20 protein-coding genes are annotated in these 20,906 nt (G+C 72.6%); all 20 read left to right on the top strand.

The annotated features are described in order from the left end of the window. The first annotated feature begins 78 nt into the window (after positions 1-78). The 20 genes from AB0F56_RS35460 to AB0F56_RS35365 all read left to right on the top strand — a co-directional run bounded on the left by AB0F56_RS35460 (position 79) and on the right by AB0F56_RS35365 (position 20,875). Complete coding sequence (locus AB0F56_RS35460) at positions 79-348, top strand: acyl carrier protein (protein ID WP_362017384.1); 270 nt, start codon at positions 79-81, stop codon at positions 346-348. Positions 349-466: 118 nt separating this feature from the next. Continuing rightward, positions 467-1,252, top strand: coding sequence for a 3-oxoacyl-ACP reductase FabG (gene fabG, locus AB0F56_RS35455; protein WP_362017398.1), 786 nt, complete (start codon positions 467-469; stop codon positions 1,250-1,252). A gap of 77 nt (positions 1,253-1,329) precedes the next feature. Next, on the top strand, positions 1,330-2,274 hold the full coding sequence (locus AB0F56_RS35450) for an aromatase/cyclase (protein WP_362017382.1): 945 nt from the start codon (positions 1,330-1,332) through the stop codon (positions 2,272-2,274). Between the two features lie 2 nt (positions 2,275-2,276). Then, the gene (locus AB0F56_RS35445) at positions 2,277-4,637 is read left to right on the top strand and encodes an SDR family oxidoreductase (RefSeq protein WP_362017380.1); all 2,361 of its coding nucleotides are present in this window, start codon (positions 2,277-2,279) and stop codon (positions 4,635-4,637) included. A 138-nt stretch (positions 4,638-4,775) separates the two neighbouring features. Next, entirely contained in the window at positions 4,776-6,251 is a 1,476-nt protein-coding gene (locus AB0F56_RS35440; protein WP_362017378.1) for an MFS transporter, read from the top strand. Continuing rightward, on the top strand, positions 6,248-6,622 hold the full coding sequence (locus AB0F56_RS35435; RefSeq protein ID WP_362017376.1) for an acyl carrier protein: 375 nt from the start codon (positions 6,248-6,250) through the stop codon (positions 6,620-6,622). The genes AB0F56_RS35440 and AB0F56_RS35435 overlap by 4 nt, the downstream gene beginning before the upstream one ends. After that, positions 6,619-7,365: a 4'-phosphopantetheinyl transferase superfamily protein gene (locus AB0F56_RS35430; RefSeq protein WP_362017374.1), complete on the top strand. Its 747-nt coding sequence runs from the start codon at positions 6,619-6,621 to the stop codon at positions 7,363-7,365. Before AB0F56_RS35435 ends, AB0F56_RS35430 begins: the two co-directional genes overlap by 4 nt. A gap of 53 nt (positions 7,366-7,418) precedes the next feature. Further along, a complete protein-coding gene (locus AB0F56_RS35425; protein ID WP_362017372.1) occupies positions 7,419-8,984 on the top strand; it encodes an acyl-CoA carboxylase subunit beta in 1,566 nt (521 codons plus the stop codon). A 47-nt stretch (positions 8,985-9,031) separates the two neighbouring features. Then, positions 9,032-9,262: an acyl-CoA carboxylase epsilon subunit gene (locus AB0F56_RS35420; protein WP_362017371.1), complete on the top strand. Its 231-nt coding sequence runs from the start codon at positions 9,032-9,034 to the stop codon at positions 9,260-9,262. 202 nt (positions 9,263-9,464) lie between these two features. After that, complete coding sequence (locus AB0F56_RS35415; RefSeq protein ID WP_362017369.1) at positions 9,465-9,971, top strand: nuclear transport factor 2 family protein; 507 nt, start codon at positions 9,465-9,467, stop codon at positions 9,969-9,971. A 42-nt stretch (positions 9,972-10,013) separates the two neighbouring features. Then, positions 10,014-10,925: a hypothetical protein gene (locus AB0F56_RS35410; protein WP_362017367.1), complete on the top strand. Its 912-nt coding sequence runs from the start codon at positions 10,014-10,016 to the stop codon at positions 10,923-10,925. Beyond that, entirely contained in the window at positions 10,922-11,917 is a 996-nt protein-coding gene (locus AB0F56_RS35405) for a hypothetical protein (RefSeq protein ID WP_362017365.1), read from the top strand. The genes AB0F56_RS35410 and AB0F56_RS35405 overlap by 4 nt, the downstream gene beginning before the upstream one ends. A gap of 30 nt (positions 11,918-11,947) precedes the next feature. Next, the gene (locus AB0F56_RS35400; RefSeq protein ID WP_362017363.1) at positions 11,948-13,480 is read left to right on the top strand and encodes an MFS transporter; all 1,533 of its coding nucleotides are present in this window, start codon (positions 11,948-11,950) and stop codon (positions 13,478-13,480) included. 183 nt (positions 13,481-13,663) lie between these two features. Then, the gene (locus AB0F56_RS35395; protein ID WP_362017361.1) at positions 13,664-14,815 is read left to right on the top strand and encodes a DegT/DnrJ/EryC1/StrS family aminotransferase; all 1,152 of its coding nucleotides are present in this window, start codon (positions 13,664-13,666) and stop codon (positions 14,813-14,815) included. Positions 14,816-14,818: 3 nt separating this feature from the next. Then, entirely contained in the window at positions 14,819-15,424 is a 606-nt protein-coding gene (locus AB0F56_RS35390) for a dTDP-4-dehydrorhamnose 3,5-epimerase family protein (protein ID WP_362017359.1), read from the top strand. A 29-nt stretch (positions 15,425-15,453) separates the two neighbouring features. Further along, the gene (locus AB0F56_RS35385) at positions 15,454-16,734 is read left to right on the top strand and encodes a nucleotide disphospho-sugar-binding domain-containing protein (protein WP_362017357.1); all 1,281 of its coding nucleotides are present in this window, start codon (positions 15,454-15,456) and stop codon (positions 16,732-16,734) included. Beyond that, a complete protein-coding gene (locus AB0F56_RS35380) occupies positions 16,734-17,720 on the top strand; it encodes an NAD(P)-dependent oxidoreductase (protein ID WP_362017355.1) in 987 nt (328 codons plus the stop codon). Before AB0F56_RS35385 ends, AB0F56_RS35380 begins: the two co-directional genes overlap by 1 nt. Beyond that, positions 17,711-18,958 (top strand): nucleotide disphospho-sugar-binding domain-containing protein, encoded by a 1,248-nt coding sequence (locus AB0F56_RS35375; RefSeq protein WP_362017353.1) that lies wholly within the window; start codon positions 17,711-17,713, stop codon positions 18,956-18,958. The genes AB0F56_RS35380 and AB0F56_RS35375 overlap by 10 nt, the downstream gene beginning before the upstream one ends. Then, entirely contained in the window at positions 18,942-19,721 is a 780-nt protein-coding gene (locus AB0F56_RS35370; protein ID WP_362017351.1) for an NAD-dependent epimerase/dehydratase family protein, read from the top strand. The genes AB0F56_RS35375 and AB0F56_RS35370 overlap by 17 nt, the downstream gene beginning before the upstream one ends. Beyond that, positions 19,721-20,875 (top strand): nucleotide disphospho-sugar-binding domain-containing protein, encoded by a 1,155-nt coding sequence (locus AB0F56_RS35365; protein ID WP_362017349.1) that lies wholly within the window; start codon positions 19,721-19,723, stop codon positions 20,873-20,875. The genes AB0F56_RS35370 and AB0F56_RS35365 overlap by 1 nt, the downstream gene beginning before the upstream one ends. Positions 20,876-20,906: the final 31 nt, after the last annotated feature.

Genomic DNA, 20,906 nt, shown 5'->3' with positions numbered 1-20,906 from the left:
CGGCCCGCCGGCCCACCGGCGGCGGTACCTCACCGCTCCGCACCCAACGGGGGTACGGAATCCCAGAAAGGGACCCTTATGTCCACCAAGGAATTCACCATCGCGGACCTCAAGCGCATCCTCCTGGAGGCCGCGGGCGCGGAGGAGGGTGTCGACCTCGACGGCGACATCCTCGACACCGACTTCGAGGAGCTGGGCTACGAGTCCCTGGCGCTCCTGGAGACCGGTGGCCGCATCGAGCGCGAGTACGGCATATCCCTCGACGACGAGGTCTTCACCGACAACCGCACCCCGCGGTCCCTGGTGGACGCGATCAACAGCCACCTCAAGGAGCCCGTCGCCTCCTGACGGACGGTCCAGGGCCCGCACCGGGCCCCGTACCGCCCCTTCGTCACGGCCGCCGCGCCGCTCCCCGGCGCGGCGGCCGTGCACCACCACGTCCCTTTTGTTGATGGAGAACAACGACATGTCGCAGCAGGACAAGAGGGTCGCCCTGGTCACGGGCGGCACCAGTGGAATCGGCCTCGCCGTCGTCCGGCTCCTGGCCGCCCAGAACCACCGGGTGTTCATCGGCGCCCGCACCGCGGAGAACGTCGTCGCCACCGTGAAGGAGCTTCAGGAGGAGGGCCTCGACGTCGACGGCACCACTCTCGACGTGCGCTCCACGGAGGACGCCCGCGCCTTCGTACAGGCCGCGGTCGACCGCTTCGGCACCGTCGACGTGCTGGTCAACAACGCCGGCCGCAGCGGCGGCGGAGTCACCGCGGACATCACCGACGAACTGTGGGCCGATGTCATCGACACCAACCTCAACAGCGTCTTCCGGCTGACCCGCGAGGTGCTCACCACCGGGGGCATGCGCGCCAAGGACCGCGGTCGCGTCATCAACATCGCCTCCACCGCGGGCAAGCAGGGCGTCGTCCTCGGCGCCCCCTACTCGGCCTCCAAGCACGGTGTCGTGGGCTTCACCAAGGCCCTCGGCAACGAACTCGCCCCCACCGGCATCACCGTGAACGCGGTCTGCCCGGGGTATGTCGAGACGCCGATGGCGCAGCGGGTCCGCCAGGGCTACGCGGCGGCGTACGACGCCACCGAGGAGGCGATCCTCGAGAAGTTCCAGGCGAAGATCCCGCTGGGCCGCTACTCGACCCCCGAGGAGGTCGCGGGCCTGGTCGGCTATCTCGCCTCCGACACCGCCGCCTCCATCACCTCGCAGGCCCTCAACGTCTGCGGTGGGCTCGGCAACTTCTGAGCCGAACGGCCGGGCCGGACACGCGTGTTCCGCCCGGCCCACCACCCGAATCCGACCCTGAAACCGAGGAGTACAGCATGTCGCAGCCCGGCCTGCGCGAGGTGGAGCACGAGATAGCGGTCGCGGCCCCGGCCACCGCCGTGTACCGGCTGATCGCAGAGGTGCAGAACTGGCCGCGGATCTTCCCGCCGACCATCCACGTCGCCCGCGAGGCGCAGGGCGAGGGCGCCGAGCGCATCCACATCTGGGCCACCGCCAACGGCGAGGCCAAGAACTGGACCTCGCGTCGCACCCTTGACCCCGAGCGGCTGCGGATCACCTTCCGGCAGGAAGTCTCCGCACCCCCGGTCGCCGCCATGGGCGGTACGTGGATCATCGAGCCGCTCTCCGAGGGCGAGTCCCGGGTCCGGCTCCTGCACGACTACCGGGCCGTCGACGACGACCCGAAGAGCCTGGCGTGGATCGACGAGGCCGTCGACCGCAACTCCCGCTCCGAGCTCGCCGCGCTGAAGGAGAACCTGGAGGCCGCGCACGCCGCCGAGGACCTCACCTTCTCCTTCGAGGACACGATCCGCGTCGACGGCTCCGCCAAGGACGTCTACGACTTCGTCAACGAGGCGCAGGCCTGGCCCGAGCGGCTGCCGCACGTCGCCGCCGTCCGCTTCGAGGAGCCCTCCCCGGGCCTCCAGGAGCTGGAGATGGAGACCCGCGCCAAGGACGGCTCGGTGCACACCACCAAGTCGTACCGGGTGACCTTCCCGCACGAGAAGATCGCCTACAAGCAGGTGACCCTGCCGGCGCTGATGACCCTGCACACCGGCTACTGGACGTTCACCGAGGACGACGAGGGCGTCGCCGCCTCCTCGCAGCACACCGTCACCCTCAACACCGCGAACATCACGCGGATCCTCGGCGCCGACGCGACCGTCGAGGACGCCAAGGAGTACGTGCGCAGCGCGCTCTCCACCAACAGCCGGGCCACCCTCGGCCATGCCAAGGACTACGCGGAAGCCCGGGCCTGACCATGACCGGGGACTACACCGAGACCCAGGTGGTCGTGGTCGGCGCGGGCCCCGTCGGACTGTTCCTCGCGGGCGAGCTCCGGCTCGCCGGCGCGGACGTGGTGGTCCTCGAACAGCTCACCGCGCCGACCACCGAGTCGCGGGCCTCCACCCTGCACGCCCGCACCATGGAGATCCTCGACAGCCGTGGCCTGCTCGCGCCGCTCGGCGAGATACCGAACGAGCCGATGGGCCACTTCGGGGGCATCCCCCTCGACCTCACGCTTCCCAGCCCCTACCCGGGCCAGTGGAAGGTCCAGCAGACCCGCATGGAGGAGCTGCTCGGACAGTGGGCGAAGGACCTCGGCGCGGACATCCGACGCGGCCACGAGGTCACCGCCCTGACCGCGACCCGCGACCACGTCGAGGCCGAGGCGCGCACCGCGGAGGGGACGACGCCGCGCTTCCGCGCCAGGTACGTCGTCGGCTGCGACGGCGAGCACAGCGTCGTACGCCGCCTGGGCGGCTTCGGCTTCCCCGGAGCCGACGCGGAACGCGAACTGCTGCGCGCCGACGTGGCGGGCATCGACATCCCGGGCCGCCGCTTCGAACGGCTCGACGGCGGGCTCGCGATCGCCGCCCGGCGTCCCGACGGAGTGACCCGGGTGATGGTCCACGAGTTCGGCGCGCGGCCACGCTCCACCCAGCCGCGGTTCGAGGACGTCGTCGACACCTGGAAGCGCGTCACGGGGGAGGACATCGGCGGCGGCACCCCGCTGTGGGTGAACTCCTTCGGAGACGCCTCCCGGCAGGCGGAGAGCTACCGCGACGGCCGGTTCCTCCTCGCCGGGGACGCGGCCCACCAGCAGATGCCGATCGGCGGCCAGGCCCTCAACCTCGGCCTGCAGGACGCCGTCAACCTCGGCTGGAAACTGGCCGCGCACCTGACCGGGCGCGACCCGGACGGACTGCTCGACAGCTATCACGCCGAACGGCACGCCGTCGGCGAGAAGGTGCTCAGCAACATCAGGACCCAGGCGCTGCTGCTCCTCGGCTCCAAAGAGGTCGAGCCGGTCCGGCAGGTCGTCGCCGAACTGGCCACGGAGAGCGAGAACGTCCGCGCCCACCTGGCCGGGGCGATCTCGGGCCTCGACATCCGCTACGAGGTCGGACCGGGCGAACACTCCCTGCTCGGCCGCCGGTTGCCGCACTGGCGGCTCACCACGGACGAGGGCGCCGTCACGAGCACGGCGACGCTGCGCCCCGGGCGGGGCGTCCTGCTCCTGCTGCCCGGCGACGAGGCCCGGCACGCGGCGCTGCGCTCCGCCGCCGCCCCCTGGGCGGACCGGGTGCGGATCGTGACCGCCGGCTCGTGCTCCGGGGGCGCGGTCCCGGAGGCCGGAGCGCTCCTGGTGCGGCCGGACGGACACGTCGTCTGGGCCGACACCCCCGGCACGGACCTGGAGCAGGCGCTGCGCCGCTGGTTCCCGGCGCCCGCCGCCGCATCGGCGCCGGCATCCCGCCCCGCCCCGGCGGCGCCGTCGACCGCGGCGCCGGCCACCGCAGCGAGGGCGAACAACAACTCGTCGGCCACAGCGACGGCGAAGAAGTGGAGAACACACATGAACAGGCTCACGGGCAAGACCGCGCTGGTCACCGGCTCCAGCCGGGGCATGGGCCGGGCGACCGCGCTCCGCCTCGCCCAGGAGGGCGCGCTCGTCGCGGTCCACTACACCGCGCGCAAGGACGCGGCCGACGAGGTCGTCGGGGAGATCGAGAAGGACGGCGGCCGGGCCTTCACCGTCCGCGCCGAACTCGGTGTCCCGGGCGACGTGCACGAGCTCTTCCTCGGTCTGGAGAGCGGCCTGCGCGAGCGCACCGGCGCCACGGACCTGGACATCCTCGTCAACAACGCCGGTGTCATGGGCGGCCTCAAGCCCGAGGACACCACCCCGGAGAAGTTCGACGAGCTCTTCGCGGTCAACGCCAAGGCCCCGTTCTTCCTCATCCAGCGCGCGCTGAAGAACATGCCCGACGGCGGTCGCATCATCAACATCACCTCAGGACTCACCCGGTTCGCGAACCCGGACGAGATCGCGTACGCCATGACCAAGGGCGCCGTCGACCAACTCGCCCTGCACTTCGCGAAGTACCTGGGCCCGCGGCGCATCACCGTCAACTCCGTGGCGCCCGGGATCACCCGCAACGACAACCCCGTCTTCGGCATCCCCGAGGCGGTGGAGCAGATGGCGCAGCTGTCCGCCTTCAACCGGGTCGGCGAGCCGGAGGACGTCGCCGACGTGGTGGCCTTCCTCGCCACCGACGAGGCCCGCTGGATCACCGGCTCCTTCGTCGACGCCACCGGCGGCACCCTGCTCGGCTGATCCGCCGGGCCCCGAGACCGCCGACGCCACGTCCCCCGTGCGTCGGCGCGGCCGGCCGCGAGTCCCCTGGGCTCGCGGCCGGCACCGTTCCGCCGTCCGGAACAGCCACCGTCACCGACTCCGAGGGGGAGACCGACCATGAAACGCCCGACGCCCCCGCGGGCCGAGGCGTCCGCCGCTCCCGATGGAGCCGACGGACGGTGGAGCCCGGCCCTGTGGGGTCTGCTGTTCGTCCTCGCCGCCAACATGCTCATCGACGCCCTCGAGGTGTCCGTCGCCCTGGTGGCGCTGCCCGCCATCGGCGCGGACCTGGGGCTCGCCCCGCACCAACTCCAGTGGGTGGTCTCCGGGTTCGCCGCCGGATTCGGGGCGCTGCTGCTCTTCGGCGGCCGGCTCGTGGCGATCCTGGGCCGACGCCCCGTCTACCTGGCGGCGCTGCTCGTCTTCGCCGCCGCCTCACTCGTCGGCGCACTCGCGGACCACGCCGCCCTGCTCGTCGCCACTCGGTTCGTTAAGGGCTTCTGTGCCGCGCTGACCGCCCCCACCGGTCTCGCCATCATCGTGTCCGTCTTCCCCGAGGGACCCGCACGCGGCCGGGCCCTGTCGGTCTACTCGCTCTTCGGCGCCAGCGGATTCTCGGTGGGTCTGCTCCTCTCCGGGGCGCTCACCGAGGCGAGTTGGCGGTGGACCTTTGCCTTCCCGGCCCCGGTCGCGCTGCTGCTCTTCGCCTTCGCGCGGCGACTGATCCCACGCGACACACCGGACCCGAAGGCCCCACGGAGGTACGACGCCAAGGGCGCCCTCAGCCTTACGGCGGCGACGCTGCTCGCGGTGGCCGGGATCGCGGCAGGCCCCGCCTTCGGCTGGACCCACCCCCTCACCCTCGGCGCCCTGCTGCTCGCGGCGCTGCTCGCCCTGGTCTTCGTACGCGTCGAGCGCACAGCGGAACAGCCTCTGCTAGCAGGGGAGTTGCTCCGACAGCCCGCTCTGCTGCGCTCCGCGCTCGGCGCCGGCGCCCTCAACGGCTCCTATCTGGGGCTGCTGTTGGTGAGCACCCTGCACCTGCAGCAGCAGGCCGGCTACGGCCCCTGGCGGACCGGTCTCGCCTTCCTGCCGGCCGCGGCCCCGCTCGCCCTCACCGCCCTGTACTCGGGGCGGTTCGTCGCCCGCCTCGGGCCCGCCCGGCTGATCGCGGCGGGCGCGGCCGCCGCACCGCTCGGCTATCTGCTCTACCCGCGCGAGGGCGCCGGCGTCCGGTACGCCACCGATGTGCTGCCCACGATGCTGCTCGTCGGCATCGCGTTCGTGCTCGCCTTCACCGCCTTCCACGTCCAGGCCACCGGTTCGGTGCCGGAGCCGCTGCGGGCGGTCGCCGGCAGCTTCTACCAGACCGCGGTCCAACTGGCCGCGGCCCTGACGACCGTGCTCTGCGCCGCGCTGTACCCGGCGGGCCGCGGCCCGGCCCTCGCGCTGGTCACGGCCGTCGCACTGGCCGGCCTGGCCGTCGCCCTCCACGGCCTCCTGCCCCGACGAGCCCCACGAGCCCCACGGGCCCCGGACGCGGCACCCCCGTCCCGCCGACACCGACACCGACCACCCAGGGAAAGACCATGACAGCGACCTCGTACGCCGGGCCCCGCCCGGCCGACACCGTGGCGAGCGTCCCCGACCTCGCGGCCCTGGCCGCCGCGACACCCGACGAGCGCACCGGGATGCTCGACACCTACGTACGCCAGGAGCTCGGCCGGATCCTGGGCATCGCCCCGGACCTCGTCGACACCACGGGCCGGCCGATGAACAGCCTCGGCATCGGGTCCATCGCCGGACTCGAACTCCAGTACCGGCTCGAGGACGCCCTGCGCGTCGAACTGAACCTGCAGATGCTGCTCCTCGCCAACAGCGCCGCCGAACTGATCGACTGCCTCGCCGGTCAGCTCGGCGGCGCCCGTACGCCGCACCGCGAGGCATCGGCGGTCCCGGCATGACGGAAGCTCACCGTGCGCTGAGACCTGCGGAGTTCACCGTGACCGAGGGGCGGCTCGACCTGTGGCTGATCCGCCGCCCCGAAGGACCGGACGCCGGCGGACTCGACACCTCGGAGCTCGATCCCGTGGAGCGCCACCGGGCCGACTCGTTCATCCGCCCCGCCGACGGCCTGCTGTACGCCGCCGCCCATGTCGCCCTGCGCCGGCTGCTCGGGCGCTACACCGACACCCCGCCGCAGGACGTACGGTTCGTCCGCGAGCCCTGCCCCGGATGCGGCGGGGCCCACGGCAGACCGGCCGTCGCCCCGCGTTCGCTGCACTTCTCGCTGTCGCACAGCGCCGGGCTCGCCCTGGTGGGCGTGGCCGCCGTACCGGTCGGCGTGGACGTGGAGAAGCTGCCCCGCCAGGAGACGGTCGAGGTCTGCGGCCGGGCGCTGCACCCCGGCGAACGCGACGAACTGGCCGATGTCCAGGGCGCGGAGCGCACGGCCCGATTCGGCCGGATCTGGACGCGCAAGGAAGCCTTCCTCAAGGGCATCGGCACCGGTCTCAGCCGCCCCTCGACCGAGGACTACCTCGGCGCGGACGCCCGGCGCCACCCCCAGGGCTGGACGCTGGTGGACATCCCCTGCGACGCGACCCACTCCGCCGCCGCCGCGGTCAAGGGCCCCGCACCCGCCACCGCCACCGTGCGCAGCCTGCCCGAGCACTGGCTGGGCGCCGCGCCGGTGCTCGCCAGTTGAACACCTCACACCGACGACCGACCACCACCGATCACAGAGAGGGTGGGCCCCGCATGCCCGCACCGGACGAGACGATCCTCGACCGCATATCGGAGCTGACCGAGATCAAGGCCGCGGCGCGGCTCGGCCCCGACCCGGCGGCCACCGAACGCCAGCACGCCAAAGGGAAGTTGACCGCGCACGAGCGGATCTCCCTGCTCCTCGACAAGGGCTCCTTCAACGAGGTGGAGCCGCTGCGCAGGCACCGCGCGACCGGCTTCGGCCTGGAGGACAAGAAGCCGTTCAGCGACGGCGTGGTCACCGGCTGGGGGAGTGTCCACGGCCGCACGGTCTTCGTCTACGCCCATGACTTCCGCATCTTCGGCGGGGCGCTCGGCGAGGCGCACGCCCAGAAGATCCACAAGATCCAGGACCTCGCCGAGGCGGCGGGTGCCCCGCTGGTCTCCCTGAACGACGGCGCCGGCGCCCGGATCCAGGAAGGCGTCACCGCGCTCGCCGGTTACGGCGGGATCTTCCAGCGCAACACCAGGTCCTCGGGCGTCATCCCGCAGATCTCGGTCATGCTCGGCCCGTGCGCCGGCGGCGCGGCCTACTCACCGGCGCTCACCGATTTCGTGTTCATGGTGCGCGAGACCTCGCAGATGTTCATCACGGGACCGGACGTCGTCAAGGCGGTCACCGGTGAGGAGATCACTCAGAACGGCCTCGGCGGCGCCGATGTGCACTCCGCGACGTCGGGCGTCGCGCACTTCGCGTACGACGACGAGGAGGCGTGCATCGACGACGTGCGTTACCTGCTCTCCCTGCTGCCCGCCAACAACCGTGAGCTCGCGCCCGTGGAGCACTCAGGCGACCCGGTCGACCGGCTCAACGACTCCCTGCTCGACCTCGTTCCTGCCGGTGCGGGGCAGGCGTACGACATCCGCAAGGTGATCGAGGAGCTCGTCGACGACGGGGAGTTCTTCGAGGTCCACCCGGCCTGGGCCACCAACATCGTGTGCGCCCTGAGCCGCCTGGACGGCCATGTCGTCGGCATCGTCGCCAATCAGCCGGCCTCGATGGCGGGAGTGCTCGACATCGAGGCCTCGGAGAAGGGCGCGCGCTTCGTCCAGTTCTGCGACGCCTTCAACATCCCGCTGGTCACTCTCGTCGACGTGCCGGGATTCCTGCCGGGCGTCGACCAGGAGCACAACGGCATCATCCGGCGCGGCGCCAAGCTGCTGTACGCGTACTGCAACGCGACCGTGCCGCGGATCTCGCTCGTGCTGCGCAAGGCGTACGGCGGCGCGTACATCGTGATGGACTCCCGCTCCATCGGCGCCGACCTCGCCCTGGCCTGGCCCATCAACGAGATCGCGGTGATGGGTGCGGAGGGTGCGGCGAACGTGGTGTTCCGGCGCGAGATCAACGCGGCCGAGGATCCGGAGGCCGTCCGCCGGGAGCGCATCGCCGAGTACAAGGACGAGCTGATGCACCCGTACTACGCGGCGGAGCGCGGCCTGATCGACGACGTCATCGACCCGCGCGACACCCGCGCGGTCCTGATCCGCTCGCTCGACATGCTCCGCGCCAAACACGCCGACCTGCCCACCCGCAAGCACGGCAACCCGCCGCAGTGAACCGGCCCGCCACCACGGCGCCGGCCCGTCGGAATGGAGGAGCGGACATGCCCGACAACCAGACCGTGCCAGAGACCAGGACCGGCCCCCTGCTGCGTGTGGTGAAGGGCAGCCCCAGCGCCGAGGAACTGGCCGTGCTGACCGCCCTGTTGCTCACCCGGATGGCCTCGCCGGGCGAGGACACGGGCCCGGCCGGACCCGGACCGACCACCGCGGGATGGAGCAGACCCGAGCGCCGGTCGGGGTTCCCCGACCCACGCACCTGGCACCGGCCGTAGGGCGTTCCGGCTGCTGCGGCGGCGCCTTTCGGTCTCGTATGTCAGAGCCGGGTGCACCCCATGTCAATTCGAGTACAAGCCCGTTGAACTGCGGACTTACGCCGAAGAAGCTGTGTCGCAGCATCCGGTGCCCTGTCTTCGGAGCATGCCGACAGGGCACCAGGCGTACGCGGAACCACCGGGCGGAGAGCAGGAACGAACCATGACGTCGACACCGGCCGACCCCATCGACCCCACGGCCCGGCAGCTGTCCCGGTGGGCCGATCGGGCGGCGATCTCGGAGCTCATCGACCGCTACACCGTGATCCTCGACGAGCAGGACAGGAACGGCTTCGACGAGACCTGGCCGCGCTCGTTCTTCACCGCGGACTGCCGGCTCGACTTCCCCATCGGCGGACACCAAGGCCTCGCCGGCCTCGCGGAGTTCCACCACCGGGCCAAGCAGAACTTCACGGCCACCCATCACCTCAGCTCGAACCACCTCATCGAGCTCGACGGCGACCGCGCCGCCGTCCGCTTCCAGATGATCGCCGTCCATATCCACCCGCGGGAGGTCCGCGAGCGGGCCCCCGTCGACCCGGGGGCGCTGTTCAAGATCGGCGGCTACTACGAGGGCGAGACCGTGCGCACCCCGGACGGATGGCGGTTTTCGCGCTGGACCTTCCACGTGGTCTGGACCGACGGGGTGTCGCCGGCCCAACTCTCCTGAGCCCCACCCCGACCCGTACGACCCCGAAGGAGCCGACCCACGATGCTGACCCCCGACCCGCCGTCCGCGCAGGCCGTGAGGCGCTGTCAGGAGGCGCTCAACAGCCTGCACTCCACTGTCTACTTCACCCCTGACCTCCCCAAGGCGCTCGCCCCGTACGGCATCACCGACGACATGGGCGCCTACCTGGTGGGCCGGGCCGCGGCCCTCGGCGCCGCCGGCCCCGGCCTGGTCACCGCGGTGTTCTACAGCTTCAAGCACGCCATGGTCGCCCAGCACCTCCCCGCGGCCTGGGAGCGGATCTCGCCCGCCCAGGCGTGGGAGGAACGCCTGGGCGCCGCCGACGCCACCCTGCGGCAGGCCCTGGGGGCCGGTGCCCTCGCCGCGGAGCCGGTGCGCGAGGCGGCCGGGCTCGCTCTGACGGCCGCGGCCGCGGGGCGCCACGAGGCACGGCCGATGTTCGCCGCCCTCGCCGACCGGCCCGTCCCCCCGGAGCCGCACCTGGCGCTCTGGTACGCGGCCACCCTGCTGCGCGAACACCGGGGCGACAGCCACATCGCCGCCCTGGCCGACGCCGGACTCGACGGTCTCGAAGCCCTCGTCTCGCACTGCGCGAGCGCCGCCGGCATGCCCCGCGAGATGGTGATGACCAAGCGCGGCTGGACCCCGGAGGACTGGAGCGCGAGCGAGGACCGGCTGCGTGGCCGCGGGCTGATGACGGCGGACGGCACCCTCACCGACCGTGGTGAGGAGCTGCGCGCCGCGATCGAGGACGAGACCGACCGCCGGGACCGGGCCCCGTACGAGCACCTGGGCGCGCGGGGCGTGGCCCGGCTGACCGAGCTCTGCGAGGGCTTCACCCGCTCGGCCGCGGCGGCCGGGATCTTCCCCCAGCCCTTGGTGGGCTTCTTCGTGCCCGAGGGCCGGGAGAACGAGACGGGGGCGCCCGCGTGATCCGGAAGCGACAGCCGGCCGTGTGGTGGGCGCTCACCGCCACCGTGCTGCTCGTCTGCACGGTGCAGGCGCCGGCCGTCCACGCCGCCGACCACGCACCGGTCACCTCGTCCCCGGCCGCGCCCGCGGCCCAGGACGGCCGCACGCTGCGGGTGACGACGGGCGCGGGCGGCGCACTCACCGCCCCGAGCAGGGCGGCGGCGGGCCGGGTCACCTTCGACGTGGCCACCACCGACCCGGACGGGGGCTGGATCGGACTGGCCCGGCCGCGCCAGGACGCCGCCTGGGAGACGGTCCGGTCGGCCCTGCGGCGTACGGTCAGCACCCACGGCCCGGACATCGTCGCGGGCTCCGCCGAACTGCACGCCACGGCGGAGCTGCTCGGCGGCACGGTGGTGCATCCCGGCCTCGCCGCCTCCTTCACCGCTCGACTCGGGCCCGGCACCTACTGGTTCTTCGACTACGCCCGGCTCGACGATCCGACGGCGACGCCGCATGTCCTGCGCGTCGAGGGTCCCGCCGCGGGCGAGGAGCCGGAGCCCACAGCGACGCTCACCGCCCGGGAGGTCGACGGCCGGCCCCGCTTCGTCCTGCGCGGCACGCCGACCGAAGGGCGGCCGCTGCGCTTCACCAACGCCATGTCGCCGGGACAGCCTGCGGAGGCCGTCTTCTTCCGCCTCGACGACGGTGTCACCGACCGCGCCCTGAAGACCTGGTTCGACTCCTTCGGCGACCACGGACAGTTTCCCGACGGCCAGGCGCCCTTCGAGCTGAACCGGGGGACCGGGAGCCTGCCGGTGCACGCGGGTTCCTCCTCGGTGCTGCGGCTGCCCCTGCGCCAGGGACGGTACGTCGTCGTCGACTGGATGAAGAGCGCACGGGACGGTACGAGCCTCGTCAGAGAAGGCCAGTACACCGTCGTCGAGGTCACCGCCCCGACGGCACGGGACCTCCCACCCGACCCGGCCGCCCTGCGCGGCCCGACGCCCTGACGCCCACGCCCCGAAAGCGAGAACACGTTCATGAGCATCACGGCCCCGCCCCGCGCCGGCCGACGCGAATGGATCGGCCTGGTGGTCCTGGCACTGCCCACGGTGCTGCTGTCCATGGACCTCACCGTGCTGCACCTGGCCATCCCCACCATCAGCAGCGAGCTGCGGCCCAGCGGCCCCGAACTGCTGTGGATCACCGACATCTACGGGTTCACGCTCGCCGGATTCCTCATCACCATGGGAACGCTCGGCGACCGCGTGGGCCGTCGCCGGCTGCTCCTGATCGGTGCCGTCGCCTTCGCCGCGGCCTCGGTGCTCGCCGCCCTGTCCACCGGTCCCGGCATGCTGGTCGCGACCCGTGCGCTGCTCGGCGTCGCCGCCTCCACGCTGATGCCGTCGACGCTGTCGCTGATCCGCAACATGTTCCTCGACGACCGTCAGCGCTCGGTGGCGATCGGTGTGTGGATCACCAGCTTCATGGTCGGAGCCATGCTCGGTCCGCCCGTCGGCGGCGTGCTGCTCGAATGGTTCTGGTGGGGTTCGGTGTTCCTGCTCGCCCTGCCCGTGATGGCGCTCCTGATGGTCGTCGGCCCGATCGTCCTGCCCGAGTACCGCAACGAGAACGCCGGAAAGCTCGACCTGGCCAGCGCGCTGCTGTCACTGCTCGCCGTCCTCGGCGTGGTCTACGCCGTCAAGACCGTCGCCTCGCACGGCTTCACCGCCGCGGCCTCCGCCGCCCTGGTGGCCGGGATCGTGCTCAGCGTGACCTTCGTACGACGCCAGAAGCGCCTGGCCGAACCGCTCCTGGACATCGGCCTGTTCCGCAACCGCACCTTCGCCACCGCGCTGACGGCCATGACCGTCTGCTCCCTGGTCATGATGGGCAGCAACTTCCTCGTCGCCCAGTACCTCCAGCTCGTGCTCGGCCTGTCGCCCCTGAAGGCAGGTCTGTGGATGATCCCCAGCACCCTCGCGTCGATCGTCGCCGTCATGCTCGTCCAGCGGCTCGTGCGGACGTTCCGGCCGGCCGTCCTGATGAGCGTCTCCTTCGTCGTCGCCGCGATCGGCTTCGTCGTCATCACCCAGGTCGAGGGGCCCGACTCCCTCGGCACGGTGCTGACGGGCACCTGCGTCTTCGCCTTCGGGCTCGCCGCCCCCGGCGTGCTGAGCGCGGACATCCTCGTCGGCTCGGGTCCGCCCGAGCGGGCCGGAGAGGTGTCCGCGATCCAGGAGACCAGCACGGAACTCGGCGGCGCCTTCGGCCTGGCGATCCTCGGCAGCGTCTTCAACGCCGCCTACCGTCTCGGGGTCGCCGACACCGTGCCCGCCGGCACCCCGGACGCCGCCGCGTCGGCAGCGCGCGACACCCTGGGAGGCGCGGTGGACGCCGCGCACCGGGAACCGGACCAGGCGTGGAGCGCGGACCTCCTGGACGTCACCCGTTCCGCCTTCGTCGAGGCCTTCCACACGACCGCCCTGGTGTCCATCGGAGTGGTCCTGCTCACCGCCGCCCTGGTCGCCTCGGTGCTGCGCCGGGCCGATGGTCAGAAGACGCCCCACTGAACGTCAATTCCCGGTGAACCGCATTGATTCACCGTGAGGGTGCGAAGAGTATTTCTTCTAGCGTCCGGTGTTGTGTGTTCACCGACACCCGTTCCCGTCGTGCAGATTCCTGCACCCGCGCCCGCTTCCCGTCGTGCGGGGCGGTGCGCCCAACGATGACCAGGCTCGATGTCCGGAGGACTCGTGATCAACGTATTCCAGCCCAGCCTCGGCGATGAGGAACTCGCCGCGATATCCCAGGTGTTCGCCGACAACTGGCTGGGCCACGGGCCGCGCACCAAGAAATTCGAGGAGGAGTTCGCCGGCCATCTCGGTGTGGCTCCCGAGCAGACGCTGTTCATCAATTCGGCGACCGCCGGACTCTTTCTCTCCGTCGAGCTCCTGGAACTGAGCGCGGGCGACGACGTGGTGATGCCCTCGATGAGCTTCGTGGCCGCCGCCAACGCCGTCGCCGCCAGCGGCGCCCGGCCGGTGTTCTGCGACGTCGACGAGCGCACCCTGAACCCGACGGCGGCCCACATCGAACGCGCCCTCACCCCGCGCACCAAGGCCGTGCTGATCCTGCACTACGGCGGTTACCCCGGCGACATCGCGGCCATCGCCGACCTCTGCCGGGAACGCGGCATCACCCTCATCGAGGACGCCGCCTGCGCGGTCGCCTCCCGGGCCGGCGGCCAGGCCTGCGGGACCTTCGGCGACATCGCCATGTGGAGCTTCGACTCGATGAAGGTGCTCGTCACCGGCGACGGCGGCATGCTGTACGTCAAGGACCCCGAGCTCGCCCGCAAGGCACGGCAGTTGGCGTACCACGGACTCGAGCAGTCCAGCGGGTTCAGCGCCGCGAAGGTCTCCCACCGCTGGTGGGAGCTGAACGTGCGGAACTACGGCCGCCGCGTGATCGGCAACGACGTCACCGCCGCCATCGGCTCCGTACAGCTGGGCCGGCTCGCCGGCTTCGTCGCCCGGCGCCGCGCCATCGCGGAGAGCTACGACCGGCTCCTCGCCGACGCCGAAGGCGTCGTGACGCCCCCGCCGCTGCCCGAGGGCCACGAGTCGACGTACTACTTCTACTGGGTGCAGCTGGACCCCGCGATCCGCGACCAGGTCGCCGCGGACCTCCTCGACCAGGGTGTGTACACGACCCTGCGCTACCCCCCGCTGCACAAGGTGCCCGCCTACCGCGCGGGCGGCGAGGACCTGCCCGGCACCGACATCTGCTCCGAGAGCACCCTGCTCCTGCCGCTGCACCAGGGCATGGACGACACGGACGTCGACACGGTGGCGGCGGCACTGCGCACCTCCGTCCGGCGGCGCTCCGCCGATGCCGGACGCTGAGCCGTGCGGATCACCGAGACCAAGGTGCCGGGAGCCTACCGAGTCGCCCCGGACCTGATCACCGACCCGCGCGGCAACTTCTACGAGGGCCTGCGCACCGACCTTCTGGAGCAGGCCACCGGCCGCCCCTTCGCCCCGCGGCAGATCAACTACTCCGTCTCGCGGCGCAACACCCTGCGCGGCATCCACAGCGTCACCGTCCCGCCGGGCCAGGCCAAGTTCGTCACCTGCGTCCGCGGCGCCCTGCGCGACATCATCGTCGACCTGCGCATCGGATCCCCGACCTTCGGGGTGTACGACACGAACGTCCTGGACGCCGATTCAGGGCTCTCCGTGCTCGTCCCCGAAGGCGTCGGGCACGGCTTCCTCACCCTCACCGACGACGCCTGCATCTGTTACGTCCTGTCCAGCGCGCACGTCCCGGGCACCCAGGTCGACATCAACCCCTTCGACCCCGACCTGGCGCTGCCGTGGGACGCGGACGGGCCGCCGCTGCTGTCGGAGAAGGACGCGGGAGCCCCGACCGTGGCCCAGGCCGCGGCGTCCGGGCTGCTCGTCACCTGGGACGAAGCCCTCGCCGCGGCCGCCGCCGCGGTGCCGTCGCCGTGACCACCGGCACAGCCGAAGGAGGAACACCGATGCGCGTTCTGTTCGCCATAGTTCCGGCGGCGGCGCATGTCTATCCCGTCGTACCCCTGGCGTGGGCCCTGCGCGCCGCCGGCCACGAGGTCGTCGTGGCCAGCCACCCCGACGTCGCCGACACCGTCACCGCGGCCGGTCTGACCGCGGTGTCGCTGGGGGAGAGGAACTTCCTCACCACCGAGGTCCCGGCGGACCGGGCGGCGGTCCTCGACCTCATCACCGATGAGCTGGAGCTCGGCCCCGACGAGGCCAACTTCCGCACCGCGATACGTCACTTCATGCTGGAGACCTTCGGCCTGTACCACCCCGGCCGGGCACCGGAGGCCGGATCCTTCACCGACGAACTCGTCGGCTTCGCGACCGCCTGGCGACCGGACCTCGTCGTCTGGGACCCGCTGTGCTTCCCCGCCGCGGTGGCGGCCCGCGCCTGCGGAGCGGCCCACGCCAGGATCCTGCACGCCTTCGACCACTTCGGATGGGCACGGCAGCGCTTCACCGAGCGGATGACCACGGACCGGATGGCTGCCATGGCGCGGCCCACCCTCGACCGGTACGGCATCCCCTTCGGCGAGGACCTGCTCGTCGGCCAGTGGACCCTCGACCTCAAGCCCCCGCGCACCCGCCTCCCGGTCCGCGTCGACTCCCGTCCGCTGCGCCGGGTCCCGTACAACGACGACGGCCCCCTGCCCGGCTGGCTGCACGAACTCCGCCCCGAGCGCCCCCGGGTGTGCCTCACCCTCGGCGTGAGCCGGCGCGACTTCTTCGCCGGCGGCGACGAACACCCCGTGGCGGAGTTCTTCGACATGACCGCCGACCTCGACATCGAACTGGTCGCCACCCTGGACGCCGGCCAGCTGGCCTCCGTCGGCACGGTGCCCGACAACGTCCGCGTCCTCGACTACGTACCGCTGACCTCGCTCCTGCCGACCTGCTCCGCCGTCGTCCACCACGGCGGCGCGGGCACGCTCGCGGTGGCCACCGCCCACCGGGTCCCGCAGCTGATCATCCCCGCGGTCGGCGGTGCGGACCGCGCGGAGACCGGGCAGTACGTCGCCGAGACGGGAGCCGGACTCGTGCTCACCGACCCGGAGATCACCCCCGAGGTGCTCCGCGACAGCCTGCTGCGCCTGCTGACCGAACCCGGCTTCCGCGAAGGCGCCGACCGCCTCCACCAGGAGTGGCTCGACACGCCCAGCCCCGCCGCGACCGTGCCGATCCTGGAGCGGCTCACCGCCCTGCACCGACCCGGGCTCCCGACACACGGACCGGCCCGCTGATGAACGTCGTCGTGCTGGGCGGCACGGGCTTCCTCGGCCTGCACGTCTGCCGGACCCTGGCCGACGCCGGCGCGCGGGTGCTCCAGGTCTCCCGAACCGCGAGCAGCGGCCCCGTACCGGCACCGGCCGGGCGCATCACCCCGGTCGACCACGACCTGGCCGGCAGCGGCAGAACCGAACTGGCCCGGCTGCTCCATGACGCCGACGTCGTCGTCAACACCTACGGCAAGGCCTGGAGCGGGACACCGGCCCAGATGAGCGAGGCCAACTCCCGCTGGGTCGGCGACCTCGTGGAGGTGATGACCGCGCTGCCGCGCCGCCCCCGGCTCATCCAGATCGGCACCGTCCACGAGTACGGGGCGATCCCGGCGGGCACGGCCGCGACCGAGGACCGTACCGCCGTGCCCGTCACCGCGTACGGCAGGACGAAACTGCTCGGCACCCACCGGGTCCTGCGCGGCGCCGCCGACGGCCTGGACGCCACGGTGCTGCGCATCACCAACGCCTGCGGCCCCGGCGCACCACGCGCCAGCCTGCTGGGCTCGGTGGCCCACCACCTCGTCGACGCCGCCGAGCGGTACGCGGGCGGCGAACCACCCGAGGCGCTGCGGTTCGCCTCGCTGCGCGCCGGGCGGGACTTCATCGACGTACGGGACGCCGCCGAGGCCGCGCTGGCGGCGGCGCGCGCCCCGCACGGCGTCGCCACCGGCCGGGTCGTCAACATCGGCGGCGGCCGCGCCGCTCCGGTGCGCGAAGCCGTCGCCCGGATGGTCGCCCTCAGCGGTGTCCCCGTCCCCGTGACGGAGGACGAGCCCGACGCGGCGCCCGGCCCCTCCCGGGCCGAGTGGCAGCAGGTGGACATCTCGCTCGCCGCGCGGCTGCTCGGCTGGCGGCCCCGCCGCGACCTCGACACCTCGCTCCACGACCAGTTGACCGACCTGCGGCGCGACGCCGCGCAGAGAGAAGGGCCGGACCGATGCGGGTGATGCTCACCGTCTCCAACTGGACCACGCACTGGCTGGCCATGGTGGCGCAGTGCTGGGCGCTCCAGGCGGCCGGCCACGAGGTCCGCGTCGTGTGCACGCCGGACCAGGAGCGGGCCGTGACACGCGCCGGGCTCACACCGGTCCCGGTCCTCGAAGCGGTCGACCAGGCCGTCAAGGCCCGTACGCACAACCACTCCCAGGCCCGCGCGGGCCGCTGGCCCTTCCCGGAGCCCCCGCCGCACCCCGTGACCGGCGCGCCGATGGCGTCCCTGGACGACTTCGACGCGGCGGCCTGGATGGAGGAGAACTGGGAGCTGCTGCTCGGCATGGCCACGCGCAGCGCCGACGCCGCGGTCTCCTTCGCCCGCTGGTGGCGACCGCACCTGATCCTGCACGACCTGGTCAGCATCGAAGGACCGCTCGTCGGCCGCGCGCTGGGCATCCCCACCGCGCTCCACCTGTGGGGTCCCACGGGCCCCGACGACCAGGTCCCGGGAGCGCCGGACGGCGTGGGCTTCGTCCCCCTGGACGTCTACGGCCTCTTCGAACGCCACGACGCCGGCACGATGGGCGCCGACGTCTACGACCTCGTGATCGACCCCTCGCCGCGCAGCCTCGCCCCGCCGCTGCGGCGCGCCCGCCGGCTGCCGGTGCGGCACGTGCCGTACAACGGGCCCGGCGCCATGCCGCCCTGGCTGCGGCACAGGCCCGACCGGCCCCGGGTGGGCGTCGTCTGGGGCACCTCGGTCACCAGGATGTTCGGGCCCGCCTCGTTCGCGGTGCCCCGGGTGGTCGAGGCGCTCGCCGACCTCGACGCCGACGTGGTCCTCGCCGTCACCGCCGAGGACCTCGACACCCTTGGCCCGCTGCCGCCCCACATGAGGGCGGTCGCGCACCTGCCGCTGCGGCTGCTGCTGGCCGACTGCGACCTGGTGGTCCACCACGGTGGCGCCGGCAGCGTCATGACGGCCCTCGCCGCGGGCGTGGTCCAACTGGCCCTGCCCAACGCCCTGGACCAGGAGCTCATCGGCGAACGCCTGGCGCTCGCCGGCGGAGCCCGCACGCTGCACAACGCGACCGCGACACCGGCGGCGATCCGCGGTGCCGCCACCGAGCTGCTGAAGAACACCTCCGCACGGGCGGTGGCCGCGAGGCTGCGCGCCGAGATGGAGGAAGCCCCGACCCCCGCCGCACTGGTGGCCGTACTGGAGGAACACGCGCATGCACATCGTGGGTAACGGATTCCTCGCCCGGAACCTGCGGGCGCTCTCCGCCCGGCACCCGGACACCGTGGTCCTCGCGGCCGGGGTCTCCTGGGCCGGAGGCACCGCGCGGGCCGACTTCGACCGCGAGGAGCGGCTGCTGAGCGACGTGGCGGCCGACTGCCGCGCGACGGGGCGCCGGCTGCTCTTCTTCTCCACCGCCTCGACCGGCGTCTACGGCAAGGTCCTCGGCCCCGGCCGCGAGGACGGCCCCGTGACCCCCTGCACGCCGTACGGAGCGCACAAACTCGCCCTGGAGGAGCGGCTGCGCGACTCCGGCGCCGACCACCTGATCCTCCGCCTCGGACATCTCGTCGGAGCCGACCAGCCCCCGCACCAGCTGCTGCCGCTGCTGGTCCAGCAGATGCGGACCGGCAGCGTACGGGTGCACCGCGGCGCCGTCCGCGACCTCATCCACGTCGACGACGTCGTCGAGATCATCGACCGGCTGCTCGGCCAGGGGCTGCGCGGCGAGACCGTCAACGTGGCCTCGGGAGAGGCCGTGCCGGTGGAACGCATCGTCGACCACCTCGAAGCGCGGCTCGGCCTGTCCGTCGAGCGGGAGTACCAGGACGTCGACGCGCACCACATCATCTCCACCGAGAAGCTCCGGGCCCTCGTCCCCGAGGTGGCCGGGATGGGCTTCGGCCCCACGTACTACCGGCGGGTCCTGGACAGCTTCGTCGACCACCAGCTCGCCGCCGCCCGGACCGCGGCCCCGTCGTCCGAGGAGACCTGATGCGTGCCCTGATCGTCACCACGCCCGTACCGACCCACTTCATGCCGCTGGTCCCACTGGGCTGGGCGCTGCGCGCGGCCGGCCACGACGTCCTCGTGGCCGGCCAGCCGGACATCATGACCGCCGTCCGCTCCGCGGGCCTGGGCGGCGTGAGCGTGGGGGACTGGTTCCGGGTGAGCGAGCGGATGCGCGGCGCGCTCAAGGACGGGGAGCGCGCCATCGACGCCTTCGGCCGCCCGGAACCCGTGACGCGGTTCCCGGACGTCTGGGCGGACCACAGCGACAGCGTGCTGCCCCACTACCTGGAACTCGCCCGCGCCTTCCGCCCGGACGTCGTCGTCTCCGACACGATCGAGTGCAACGCGCTGATCCTCGGCGGGGTGCTGGGCGTTCCGGTGGTGCAGTACCGGTGGGGTGTCGACCCCCTGTCGGGCCCGCTGCGCGCCGCGGCCCGCCCCGCGCTCCAGGACCGCTGCGAGCGACTCGGCCTCGACGGCCTCCCGGCCCCGACCGTGCTGCTCGACCCGTGCCCGCCCGGACTGCAACTCCCCGGCGCCGAACAGGGAACGCCCATCCGCTACGTGCCGTACAACGGCGGGGGAACCCTCCCGCCCGGCCTCGACCGGGCGCCGCGGGACGGCCTGCGGCGCGTCGTGGTGTCCCTCGGCGTACGGACCCTGGAACTCAACGGAGTCCCGCACGTACGGCGCATCCTGCACGCCTTCGACGGGCTCGCGGACACCGAGGCACTGGTGACCGTCGAGGAACGCTACCGGGACGAGATCGGGCCGGTGCCCTCGCAGGTCCGCATGATCGAGCCGACCCCGCTGAACCTGCTGCTGCGCCACTGCGCCGCGGTGGTCCACCACGGAGGCTCCGGCACCGCGATGACCGCCACGTCCTTCGGCCTGCCGCAGCTGGTCCTGCCGCAGCTGGCCGACCAGTTCGCCCATGGCGACCAGCTGGCGGCGGCCGGCGCGGCCATCAGCCTCGACACGGCCGTCGACCAGGACGACCCGGAGCTCCTTGCCACCTCGCTGAAGACCCTGCTGACCGACGACACCCCGCGCGACAGCGCCCGGGAGCTCGCTCGGCTCATGGCGCGGATGCCCTCGCCCACCGACGTGGCGGCAGACCTGGCCCGGCTGGTCTGACCCCGCCCCGCACCCCATGTACAGGAGAGAC

This window comes from Streptomyces sp. NPDC026092, from assembly GCF_040638605.1.
In the GTDB taxonomy this organism is placed as follows: Bacteria; Actinomycetota; Actinomycetes; order Streptomycetales; family Streptomycetaceae; genus Streptomyces.
This window is presented reverse-complemented; position numbering and strand designations above follow the sequence as displayed.